The 11,640-nt window shown below is 58.3% G+C and carries 10 protein-coding genes and 1 pseudogene; 4 read left to right on the top strand and 7 right to left on the bottom strand.

Going from position 1 to position 11,640, the window contains the following annotated elements:
* Positions 1–208: 208 nt before the first annotated feature.
* Together SB822_RS36735 and SB822_RS36730 are read left to right on the top strand one after the other, a co-directional pair.
* Positions 209–1,639 carry an IS1182 family transposase gene (locus SB822_RS36735; RefSeq protein WP_224028112.1) on the top strand — a complete coding sequence of 477 codons (1,431 nt, stop codon included), beginning with the start codon at positions 209–211 and terminating at the stop codon, positions 1,637–1,639.
* A gap of 375 nt (positions 1,640–2,014) precedes the next feature.
* Positions 2,015–2,995, top strand: a complete 981-nt coding sequence (locus SB822_RS36730; protein ID WP_410856875.1) for a hypothetical protein — start codon at positions 2,015–2,017, stop codon at positions 2,993–2,995.
* 101 nt (positions 2,996–3,096) lie between these two features.
* On the opposite strand, the gene SB822_RS36725 is transcribed toward SB822_RS36730, so the two are convergent.
* From SB822_RS36725 to SB822_RS36715, 3 genes are all read right to left on the bottom strand, one after another.
* Entirely contained in the window at positions 3,097–3,585 is a 489-nt protein-coding gene (locus SB822_RS36725) for a hypothetical protein (RefSeq protein ID WP_410856874.1), read from the bottom strand.
* The gene (locus tag SB822_RS36720) at positions 3,582–4,064 is read right to left on the bottom strand and encodes a hypothetical protein (protein ID WP_410856873.1); all 483 of its coding nucleotides are present in this window, start codon (positions 4,062–4,064) and stop codon (positions 3,582–3,584) included. Before SB822_RS36720 ends, SB822_RS36725 begins: the two co-directional genes overlap by 4 nt.
* Before the next feature lie 637 nt (positions 4,065–4,701).
* On the bottom strand, positions 4,702–5,064 hold the full coding sequence (locus tag SB822_RS36715) for a TetR family transcriptional regulator C-terminal domain-containing protein (RefSeq protein ID WP_410856872.1): 363 nt from the start codon (positions 5,062–5,064) through the stop codon (positions 4,702–4,704).
* Positions 5,065–5,251: 187 nt separating this feature from the next.
* On the opposite strand from SB822_RS36715, the pseudogene SB822_RS36710 reads away from it, so the two are divergent.
* A pseudogene (locus tag SB822_RS36710) lies at positions 5,252–5,452 on the top strand (hypothetical protein); the annotation flags it as partial.
* Between the two features lie 98 nt (positions 5,453–5,550).
* On the opposite strand, the gene SB822_RS36705 reads toward SB822_RS36710, so the two are convergent.
* Positions 5,551–5,826 (bottom strand): hypothetical protein, encoded by a 276-nt coding sequence (locus SB822_RS36705; protein WP_410856871.1) that lies wholly within the window; start codon positions 5,824–5,826, stop codon positions 5,551–5,553.
* 679 nt (positions 5,827–6,505) lie between these two features.
* On the opposite strand from SB822_RS36705, the gene SB822_RS36700 reads away from it, so the two are divergent.
* Positions 6,506–8,947 (top strand): PAS domain S-box protein, encoded by a 2,442-nt coding sequence (locus SB822_RS36700; RefSeq protein ID WP_410856870.1) that lies wholly within the window; start codon positions 6,506–6,508, stop codon positions 8,945–8,947.
* 1,163 nt (positions 8,948–10,110) lie between these two features.
* Here the strand turns inward: SB822_RS36700 and SB822_RS36695 are convergent.
* The 3 genes from SB822_RS36695 to SB822_RS36685 form a co-directional block, all read right to left on the bottom strand.
* Positions 10,111–10,320 (bottom strand): hypothetical protein, encoded by a 210-nt coding sequence (locus SB822_RS36695; RefSeq protein WP_410856869.1) that lies wholly within the window; start codon positions 10,318–10,320, stop codon positions 10,111–10,113.
* A gap of 181 nt (positions 10,321–10,501) precedes the next feature.
* Positions 10,502–11,083: a TetR/AcrR family transcriptional regulator gene (locus SB822_RS36690; RefSeq protein WP_007737001.1), complete on the bottom strand. Its 582-nt coding sequence runs from the start codon at positions 11,081–11,083 to the stop codon at positions 10,502–10,504.
* A gap of 27 nt (positions 11,084–11,110) precedes the next feature.
* Positions 11,111–11,602, bottom strand: a complete 492-nt coding sequence (locus SB822_RS36685; RefSeq protein WP_213226365.1) for a DUF302 domain-containing protein — start codon at positions 11,600–11,602, stop codon at positions 11,111–11,113.
* Positions 11,603–11,640 lie beyond the last annotated feature (38 nt).

Genomic DNA, 11,640 nt, shown 5'->3' with positions numbered 1-11,640 from the left:
CGGCAACTGGGGCTAGTTCCGCCGGAGTGGACAAGGGACGCGTCGAGGTCGGAGGAGTAGGCCATGCTTGAACTCAGGGGGAAGTAGGTGCGAGAGATCTCAACGCGGGCATCCTGCTGTGCGTCGGATTTCCGGTTTCGGCCCAGATTGTGTCAAAACGCATTTTGGATGCGTTAAAATTTGCCATCCGAAAGCGAGGATGAGCAACATGAAACGGTTCGTTCAAGGCGACAATCGTACACAAAGCTCTCTCCTTCCTGAAGCGCTCGATGACTACGTGACGGACACCAATCCCGTGCGCGTAGTTGATGTCTTTGTCGATGAGCTTGATCTTCGTAAGCTTGGGTTTGAAGGCGTCGAACCAGCGTTGACTGGTCGGCCGTCGTATCACCCCGAGGTGATGCTCAAGATCTATATCTACGGGTACCTGAATCGTATTCAGTCGAGCCGCCGCCTTGAACGCGAGGCTCAGCGCAACGTCGAACTCATGTGGCTTACGGGCCGCCTGGCACCAGACTTCAAGACCATTGCGCGGTTCCGTAAAGACAACGGCAAAGCGATCCGTAGCGTCTGCCGTCAGTTCGTCGTGCTGTGCCAGCGTCTGGACCTCTTCGCCGAAGCGATCGTTGCGATTGACGGCAGCAAGTTCAAGGCGGTGAACCACCGCGACCGTAACTTCACGAGCGCGAAGCTTGAACGACGCATGCGCGACATCGAGTCAAGTATCGCTCGCTATCTCGAGGCAATGGACACAGCGGATCGTCAGGAGCCGGCAGTCGCGAAGGTCAGGACAGAGCGACTGCAAGACAAGATTGCGGCCTTGAAGGAGCAGATGCGAAGCCTCAAGGAGATCGAGGTGCGACTGAACGCGACACCTGACAAGCAGGTTTCGCTTACCGACCCGGACGCGCGTTCAATGAAGACGCGTGGGACCGGAGTTGTTGGCTACAACGTCCAGACGGCAGTGGATACGAAGCACCATTTGATCGTCGCGCACGAGGTAACTAACAACGGCATTGATCGTGATCAACTGACGTCGATGGCGAAGCTTGCCCGAACGGAAATGGGTGTAGGCAAACTCACTGCGATCGCGGATCGAGGCTACTACAAGAGCGAAGAGATACTTGCATGCCACGAAGCTGGCATCACCGTATTCGTGGCAAAGACGGTGACATCAACCGCCACGGCGCATGGCCGTTTCAGCAGGGATGATTTTATTTACAACCCGGAAACGAACGAATATCGGTGTCCGGCCGGTGAGCGGCTCATCTGGCGATGCTGGACCATAGAGCGTGCTCTGAAGCTCGGCAAGTATTGGAGTTCGAATTGCCAGCAGTGCTCGTTAAAAGAGAAATGTACGCCGGGCACTGAGCGGCGTATGACCCGCTGGGAGCACGAGACCCTTGTTGAGGAAATGCAGGCGCGACTTGATCATGCTCCTGAGATAATGCGTACCCGGCGAGAGACAGTCGAGCATCCCTTCGGCACGATTAAGGCATGGATGGGGGCCACTCATTTCCTCACGCGGACCATCGAACGAGTGAGCACTGAAATGAGCTTGCACGTGCTGGCGTACAACATGAAGCGAGTGATCCGGTTACTCGGTTCAGAAACGCTTATGACAGCAATGCGGGCGTGATGCCCGCATGGGGTTGTTGAACCTTTGCAATCTGTTCGCCGGGTTTCGTTCGGCTTGTCGCAATCGAAAAGCTGCAACGTCCGATGAGACCGGTTTCGTTATTTCTTGTGGCCGCCCGTTTCGACACAGTCTGGGCCATTTTCGGCCGTTCGAACCGTCTCTCACATAGACGTTTGACCGTCGGTTACGGCCAGACAAGGGACATTCACGCATGAGATGTAAGGCTTGGCGTTGAGCATGCGCGCCGAAGTGGCTTACCATCAGCGTCAGCGGTTGATAGGTCGATTGACCACTATCGGCCCGTTCCGAGGTTGAAGGTTACCATGGCAGAGAAAGCAAGGGATTTATAATCAGTCCAATGGCACGGAGAGATGCATGTTTGAACGCGTAGAATTTGGGTCGACAGCATTTGCCGATGTTCCTTTGGACCGTGACATTATCGTCAGGGACGAACAGGAGATTGAAGCCTATGAGAGGGAATGGACAAACCACTTCGAAGGAAAGCATGCCAGCCTAGCCGGTGGTTTCGTTAGCCATGCAGCGGCTCGGTCGGTTGATCACGAATGGATAGAGTTGTCGTGGTATCCAAACACTTTCGATCGTTTCCATGAAGTATCAGTTTTTTTACCCAAGTCTGCATTCGTGGCATGTGTCGATATATGGAAATACGATGAAAAACCGACGATTTTCGTTCGGTCAGACTGGCTGACCGAACTACACGAGCGTCCGCTCGCGGCGTTTGCAATCGTCGACGCAATTGGTATTAAGGATCTTCTTCGTGCGGGGAAGTTGCGCGCGGAGTCCTTGCGGCACCTCCGAGACGAGATTGATGCTATTGCAGACAGATACCCAGACTTCGGCTTCATATCGTTCGCCGACAGCTTGTTAGTCAAGCAAGCTTGGTCGGTTGGGCACGTCGGTAGCGAAATACGCTATACGTATGCGCCGGAAATGTTGTTGCCAGTGGTCGTCGAACTGCGCTGTGCCTTTGAAAAGTCGCTAGGTGTCACAGCGTACGCGATCATGACACAAGGCCTCAATTCCTATGCCGAACACGAACCATTGCACCGGTCGGCAAGCGGAAATCACATTTCATTGAATACTCTCGGACTCCCTTTTGCCCAACTCATGGCGATAGACGAGGCTGCTCGCCAATCAATCCGCGCAAATGTTCACGCACCGGCAGATTTATACCTTGACTCGACTTTTTTCCGGTCTCTGAGATTGAAGTCTACGGAAAAGGATGTCTTTTCAGAGTATGCGTACCGCTCACCTATGACCAAGTCACTGAGGTCTAAGTACATTGCAACGTCGGTTCAGACTATTCTTGACCAACTTCGGGAGACGGACGTGTGAATAGACGTGCCGCAACGCTTACCTCCCCGTGGAGTTTGATTCACTGACGCGAAACCTACATCCTGCACTGGTGGGCGGCGATCGACGCATTCGGCTGCCGGCTATGCTCCGGGCTTCGGCCCGACCCAGTTTGGATCGCGGTCCACGTTGTATTTGTTTGGGTCAAGATTCTGTTTGATCCAAAAGAAGAATGCTTGCACCCAGCTCTCCTTCTTTCCGGAAAGAGCAACGTAGTTCGCCATCGCTTTTAGGATCGCAGCGAGCGCGCATTCTTCCAAGTCGTCTACTTCCACGGTCCCATCATCGCCCTGATCAAAATGCTTCAGCGCGTTAACGAGGAGCATGTCGTTGACAGCCTTCCCGGCTTCCGCTCGCGTTCTCTCGGGGCCGCCCTTCTCGATCTCCATTCTAATAATCGAGTCAGTAAAGTTCTCCTGTCCGGAATTGAGAACAAGGCGAGAGAGAATGACGTCTGCCGCACCCGCGAGCGTGATCACCGAGAAGCGGTCGCGACCTGCGATGAAGAGGCAGACTGCCGTGCGAAGTTGGTCCGCCGCGAGTTGGTGGCGAGTGTACGTCTTGGTCGTCATTCTGATTTCAGCCTCATTTTTGGAGGTACCTCGGTATATTTCCTCAATAGTCCTGGCCCGTCTTTAGTTACCCAAGACCATTGCAGGTATGCCTTTACAAACGGCTCTTCCTGTCCGTACAACGTCACGTATTCAACGATTGCTCGAGTCAGAGCTTTCTCTGCAAGGTCCTCAAGGTCTAGCGTGATCGAATTATCATCGGTCTCTGACAAATGCTTGTGCGATGAGACACCGAGCCTCTTCTCGATGAAATGCGCGAACTTGACTCGAGCAGGCATCTGACCCTGTAGCGCCGCATGGACCCGGCGCGCATAGTCAATAAACGGCTCTTTACCGGCCGCGAGTAGAAGGCCGTCCAGAATTCCGCTTGCCGCACCGGCGAGTGTGATGACTGAGTGATGACTGAATCCCTTAAAGAAGATGTCTACAGCCGTCTCAAGCTGTGTTCGTGCGATGTCGCTCTTTTGGAATGTCGGCATATGGCAGGGCATACCGAGTTTTCGGGTCAGCCAAATATTACCAGTGCACTCGCGTCGCAGCCGCACGTAACAGTGGACGACGTGCGCGAGTGCGTGCTCCATATATTAAGTTGGCCCGAGTCCGGTGGGGCTATCCGGGAAGCCTGCGCGTTCGACTGGACGCTGACGTATGTCCGTTAGACTTCCAAAGTGGACGTTGCGGCCAGGCCGGACCGAAGGGCAACTCCGGGTCGTGAAGACTCATTCGTCGATAGAGAGACGAGACATTCTTTGGCACGGGTCTGAGAATGTCAGTGAAGCGCCGATCAGCCGCCGCACAGCGGCTGATCGGCGACCGTCGGCTTTGGCCGAATAACGGCCCGTCGAATCCGGGTTTTGGATCTCATCTGGGCTACACATCTATGCGCCAGAATACCCGTCGATGCCGGCGTTCATCATCCAAATCTGACGCGCCCGCGCCCGGAGAGAACCTTCACGGGTGCCTAGCCGGGACGGTGCCCACCGCGGCATCAATCGTTCATTGACAAGAGAGTCTTCGCCATTCTGCGGCGCTGCCGGGTCAGTCAGCAGGCGAACGAGCATTGCGGGTCCGCGTCCGTCGATTCATCTACGGCCGAACGAGGACGAGGTTGTTTTATCAGCTGACCTCCGGCCAGTTTCGCATTGCAATGCTGATTGTCTCGTGCAGCTTTTCCGTCGGAATACCACTGGCCGCCTGTACCGAGACGCCATTGGAAACAGCGCCGAAATATCGAGCCAGTGCTTCGATATCTGTATCGGCCGGCAATTCGCCCTGTTTGACTCCGCGCTCCAGGCATTGGCGGATCATCTCGACGCCAGATGCGCGTACATCACACATGACCTTCGACACACGCTTCGAATCGTCGCTGCCAGTCAGCGCTCCTTGAACCAGGAGGCATCCCTGTGGCGTTGCCGGGGCACTCTGAAACGTCGCCAAAGCACGAAGGAAAGCTTCGAGACCGCTGCGTGCCGAAGGCAATTCCAGTGATGGTGCCGCGAACGATCCCAGCCGCTGCTGATACAGGCTTAACGCCTTGAAGAACAGCTCTTCCTTGCTACCGAACGCAGCGTAAAGGCTCGGCTTGTTGACTCCGATGGTATATCGCAGCGCGTGGTCTTGGGAGCTTGAAATCAGGCCTTGGGTCGAGAAATTTTAGAAACCGCCAGCCGCGTTCTCCGCGCGGGCGCGCCCCGGAATGGACGTGTCGGTGCCGTTGTCGTGGGAGCAACTGTCCGAACTCAAGAGCGGCGCGCCGTGGTCCGTCCAGACGGCGCGCGAATATCTGAGCTTCCAGGCTCAAGACCCGTGGGTCGCGTACTGGACCGCTGCCCAATTACTAGAATCAGCGATTCGACGCCTACAATAACGAGAGCGCTTCGGTCTGCCGGACGCCGCCAGTTCCGCAGCTTGAGCCGACGCTGATATCGACACGGGCAGCTCTGACAACTGAACGCTTCTCGGCAGCTAACCACGTGACGGCGTCGCAGTCTCATCGCGGCCGGCGCAAAGATAGTCTTCCAGGAACGCGGTCAGCTCCACCTCGCCGGGATGCGAACCCCATCCTGTCGCCGCCGCCCGCCCTGAAGTGGCGAGCGCCATCCACGAGTCGGGTGCACTCATCGCAAGTAGAGTCCGATCGCCTTCAAGGACCCGCAGGTGCCCCGTCGTGGGCTTAAAGGTCGCCACGAACACACGTTCGCCAACTGCCGCATGCACTTTCACGAGTTTGTTTGCCGCCATGCGCTTCCTCCCCCCGACCGCCGGTGGTGTTGCATTGCAGCAATAATTACGCCAGCGCGGATGCTGCGACGGTCTGATGCTTGTGGCCGCTGTCAGCGGCGTGCAAAAAGTAGCCGACCGCGAGGGCCGGCCAAGTGATCCCGCCCAGTCCGAACGCGAGGCAGAACCTGAGAGACCGGCAGGATACCCGAGCGTCTTCGTCGGCAATCCATCGAAAAGAGGACTTCTCTGATGTCGTTTCAGTTTTCGATTTCAACGAAGAGAGCTAGTTCAGGCCGGTGTGAGAAGGGATTGCCGGCATTGACGCAGCGTTCCATTCCGGTGCGCCATCGCGACACGACGCGCGTGCTGCGTTGCCCGATCAGTCGGCATGATGACGGCGACTGAAAAAAGAGGCCAGGCGTTCCCCTGCCTGGCCTTTGCGAGGGCGGCTATCGGACATGGTTGCCGACGGCCGCTCCAAACAACTCTAGGCGACCGGCGAAAAAAAGCCAGGCGTCCCGCTGCCGGCATTCCTGACAGACGCGTGGCGCGTAGACAGTTCGGCGCTGTCCGTACAAGGCGCCAGGCTGGCAGTTCTGAAACGTACGTGATTAATAGTTCGGCGCCTGGTCCGTTTATTGCGCGTACGTAGTTTCTTATACACGGACGCTGGTTCGAAGGCTTAGACAATCCATAAATGGACGACATTGACCCACGACCGGCCGCATTCGAGTCCGACTGGCTCAGACTCTGGGCCGAATCGACCCAGGACTATTCGATCTTCGCTGTCTCGCCCGAAGGGATGGTCCTGACCTGGAACCCCGGCGGCGAACGCATCCAGGGCTACCGGCCTCCCGAGATTATTGGAGAGCCATATGCCGTCTTTTTTCCCGAGGCGGACCGCGTTTCTGGTGCCCCCGAGGCAGCGCTGCGGGCTGCGGCTGAGGCCGGGCGATATGCCATCGAGGGCTGGCGCCTGCGCAAAGACGGCACACCGTTCTGGGCAAACGTCGTCATGACGGCACTGCGCGATAGCCAGGGTCAGCTAATTGGATTCGGCACGGTGATCTCCGACGTCAGTGACAAAAGGACCGCCCACGACGCGGTACTCAGGAGCGAACGGAACTTCCGCCTTCTGATTCAGGGTGTCACTGACTATGCCATCTTCATGCTCTCGCCCGATGGGCGTATCACCAGTTGGAACTCAGGCGCGCGGCGGATCAAGGGGTACACCGAGGGCGAGATCATCGGGTCACATTTTTCCCGGTTTTACACCCCCGAGGATGTGGCAGCCGGCGTCCCGTTCCGGGGACTGGAGACAGCCCGACAGGAGGGACGTTTTGAGGCCGAAGGCTGGCGCGTACGGCGCGACGGTAGCCGATTTTTCGCGCATGTCATTATCGATGCCATCCATGAGGATGGACAACTGGTGGGATTTGCAAAAGTCACGCGCGACATTTCCGAGCGACGGCGGGCAGCCGAGCTACTTGAGCAAACGCGGAGCGAACTGTTCCAGGCGCAGAAGATGGAAGCGTTGGGCAAACTCACGGGCGGTGTGGCACACGACTTCAACAACGTTCTGCAGGTGCTGCGGGGCAACCTGGAACTGCTCGAAAGCAGGCATGGCCGCGATCAATGGAGCGCCGAGCGGCTTGGTAACGCGATCGACGCAGTGGACCGCGGTGCGAAGCTCGCATCGCAGCTGCTTGCATTTGGTCGACAGCAACCTCTTGCCCCGGTGGTGGTCAATCCTGCGCGTCAGCTCCGGTCGCTCGACGACCTTCTGCGACGGGCGCTGGGTGAGTCAATTGAGATCGAGTCCGTAGTGGCGGGGGGGCTGTGGAATACGATTGTCGACCCGAATCAGTTTGAAAACGTGATCCTCAACCTCGCGATCAATGCCCGCGATGCAATGCCCGATGGCGGCAAGCTCACTGTTGAGCTTTCGAATGCGACGCTCGACGACGAATACGTGGCCTCGGTTCCCGACGTCGCCGCCGGCCAGTATGTGATGCTGGCCGTCACAGACACCGGAACCGGCATGAGCCGGGACGTGATGGACCGCGCTTTTGATCCATTTTTCAGCACGAAGCCCGAGGGTCGAGGTACGGGGCTGGGCTTGAGCATGGCCTACGGATTCGTCAAGCAGAGCGGCGGGCACATCCGCCTTTACAGCGAGATTGGCGAAGGAACGACCGTCAGGATCTATCTGCCGCGTTCTATCGGCGCGGCAGTTGAAAGCAGAGCGGGCACGCCCGCCGGTCTGAGGCACGGCGACGAGACAATTCTCGTCGTGGAGGACGACCTGAGAGTTCAGTCGACGGTCGTGGAAATGCTCTCAGGCCTCGGCTATGCGGTGCTCAAGGCCAACGACGCCGAGCAGGCGCTGACCGTCGTGGCGAGCGGCGTGCACATCGATCTGCTGTTCACTGACGTGGTGATGCCAGGCGTCCTGCGCAGTCCCGAAATGGCTCGGAGGGCCGTTGCGATGTTGCCGGGGCTGAAGGTCCTTTTCACTTCCGGGTACACACAGAACGCCATTGTCCACGGCGGCCGACTGGACCCGGGTGTGGAGCTGCTGAGCAAGCCATACAGCCGTCAGCAACTCGCCGCCAAAGTGCGACAGGTGCTCGGCACCAGCGACAAGAAGGCGAGCCGGGCGGGCGCAGTTGCCAACCGCGCCGGGCGTGGGGCCGCCGTAGACGGGGGCGGCCTGCGGATTCTGGTCGTCGAAGACGACGCCGCTTCGCTAGAGGCAACCTGCGAACTGCTGGCACTGGTCGGATTGCATCCACAGCGCGCGGCAAGCGCGGCACAGGCGCTGGACGCGCTTGACGGAAACGACTTCGATGTCCTGCTCACCGACATCGTCATGCCGGATATGTCAGGCACCGAGCTGGCGCGACGCGCGATTGCCATCCGCCCGGAACTTCGGATCATTTTCGCTTCGGGAAACGTTGTCCCCGACCACGAGAGGTTTGGATTCGAATGGTCGGCGCTGCGCAAGCCTTTTACGCTTGATCAGTTGCGTGTCGCCCTGCAACCGGCCGGCAGGCGACCGGGCAGCCGTTCCGCCGGTGATGCACAGTCCGCGACGACCGGCGAGGCGAGCGAAAGTACGGGTTGGGGAATCAAATGATTGGCTTACGAATCGCCGATCAGCACGACGGCAACATGGGCGCCGAACACGGCTGTGCGACATCGACAGGACCGCATTCATCGTTCCGGCCGTCGGTCACAACGCGCCTTCTCCTGACGGCCTTTTACTCCGTCACACCTGCCAACTGTTTGATATCGTCCCCGATGCGACCACGCGTTTCTGCTGCCGCGTCGTCGGCATTGCTCGATGCGAGCGGAAAAAGGAGGCCATTTCCTTTGAACGCGCCTTCGTGATGCACCCAGACACTCTATTCGAATATCCCCGAATCGAGTCTGACAACATTTACGGTCACAGCATACGACCGCTTGAGACCCTGCGAGCGAGTGTAGACAAACCGATGCACCTCGGACTTCATCATCTGCCTCCTGGATCATTGGTCCGGTCCTGAGACGAATGGATTTTTTGCGGCGTGCGTCATGGCATAGTCAGTTCGACGCCCCTCGCAGTACAGCCATCGTTCGGTCTTCGATCATCCGGCAGAGGAAGCTTGCTGATGAGCCAAGCACGCTCACCGCCGGTCGATAGCCCAATCGGCATCCGCGAAAAAACAACGATCACCTCGTGTAATCGTCGTCGGCGTGCTAGGAGCTTGCGTCGCCTTTCACCCTGGCGAAGAACGCGACGACATGCAGTCAATGAATATATGCGCGCGTTTTTCCGCGTACCTGAATGCCTCCTGCGCGGTAAGAAACTCAAACTGCTCTGGAACGCGCGCAACCTTTCGATCCGGATCCCCAGGCGAAGGTACGGTCCACGAGACCCGATAGCGCGATGCGTGCCGCCGAGCGCTTGCGATCTGCCTGGGGTAACGTGGACGTCAGTGCTGCGGCGGCCTTGCGAGGTTCGCGAGCGGCAGCGCCTGATGATCGGTCGTCGCAACTGGTGTTGACCGCGCCCGGGTTCAGCATGAAGAACATCGTCCGCGCACGGTCAACGAAGGGTGCGTCGCCGGCTCGCGGTATCGGTAGGTGCCGAACTGATCGTTGCGCTCATGCTAGGATTTCCCCAACAAAGGCGGGAAAGCGATGGCAGTGCACGCTATAACGGCGGTTCGGATGGACGGGAATTCGCAAAGGGTCACACACGTGCTTTGGGGGCAGGTGTCCGTCAGCGGCGAGCAATTTGAGGTCACTCCGCACGCATCACCTGTAATCGAAGTGGTAGATGCACTGGCTAAGGGCGACACCGTCGTAACAGTCTTTCCGCTGGATGGACAGCGTGTTGCTGGCCCAGAGGTCCGACGCGTCGTCGACGAGGCCGGACGCGAAGGCATCGAAATGGTGGTCGCTGATTCCGACGCGGACCGAACGCTCGCGGACCTGCCACGGCTTGATCACGAATAGAGCGCTCATCGGGTCGGCTCTATCGGACGGAGTTTAACTAGTGATCGGCCAGTTTCTGACATTCGATCGTGTCACGGGGAGGATGCTCGAACGGCCGCTTCGCACCGGTTGGCGGCCGTTCGTCAATCTGCAGGTCACCGTGGATCTCATGCATTGCACTGGCTCAGCTAAGGAGCCCGGGCCGCCAAGTTCATTCTTGTGACTCGCGTGCAAGGACGAGCGCTGCCTCGACGCCGCCTTCCAGGATTTCCTCCGCGCGTGCAGCGTCTGGCACGGCGCGCGCCAGCTGAAGGGTGCCCACCATGAGAGCAAAGATGGCAGCTGCCCGACGATCCGCCGATTTCGAATCTGCGTCTGGGAGCAATGCGGCCAACGTCGCAACGAAGCTTCGCAATCCATTTTCATAGGTTTGCCGTATGGGCACCGAGTGTCGACCAAGTTCCGGAAGCAAAGCTGCCGAAGGACATCCGCATGCCAGGTCCTCGCGATGCGCTTGACTTAGGTAGCTTCGAATCACTTTCTCAAGGTCAGCGCCGGCTTGGAGTTTCTCTTCGAGGTCCAGTTGCCGCTCCGCGAGTGCGCTTTCGACCGCCTCGCGGACGAGCTCCTCCTTGGAGGCGAAGTGGAGATAGAAAGCGCCGTTGGTCAGGCCGGCCGCTCCCATGATCCCGCTGATGCCCGCAGCCGAAACTCCCGCGCGCCGGAAGCTTTTCGAGGCGACCTCGAGGATATGCTGCCGGGTCGCGGCTTTGTGACCTTTTTCGAAACGCATTTTCTCTCCACTCGTGTCTCGCAGCCGTTAATTAGCAGCCGCCTCCAACAAGGCTCGGAGGTCGCGATCAAGCTGCTGAGCTACGGCATTGACCTCCTCGCTACCGAACTGGCCGAAAACGGAGGCTGGCCGATCATACTCAAATCCGACAACATCATCGCCGTCCTCGCGCAACAGCACGCGAATGGGCGCATAGAGGCCCGCGGATAGTTGATGACGGGTCATCTTCGACGCGGTGAGCGGATTGCCGATATCGTACTGGATGGATCGGCGCGTCAGTCCAGCAATAGCCAGTAGCGCTCCGTGGTCACGCTGGCCAAAAATAGTGAGTGGCGGACATGCCTCCAACTCTCGAAGCGCGAGGGTGCTTTCACCGTATCGCAGAAGTGTGAAGATCCCGTCATCGATGCGAGGCGCCAGGGCCTCGAGCCTGGCTCTAACATCCTCGAACGGCTTTAACGATTTGATTGTGACGTGGTCAATCGGGATGGTTCGTGTGGTGTACAGGACATTGGCCATTTGCCGATCCTGAGTTCGGTTCTGTTCGGGGTTGACCC

Source organism: Paraburkholderia sp. SIMBA_054 (assembly GCF_046534875.1).
Lineage (GTDB): Bacteria > Pseudomonadota > Gammaproteobacteria > Burkholderiales > Burkholderiaceae > Paraburkholderia > Paraburkholderia hospita.
This window is presented reverse-complemented; position numbering and strand designations above follow the sequence as displayed.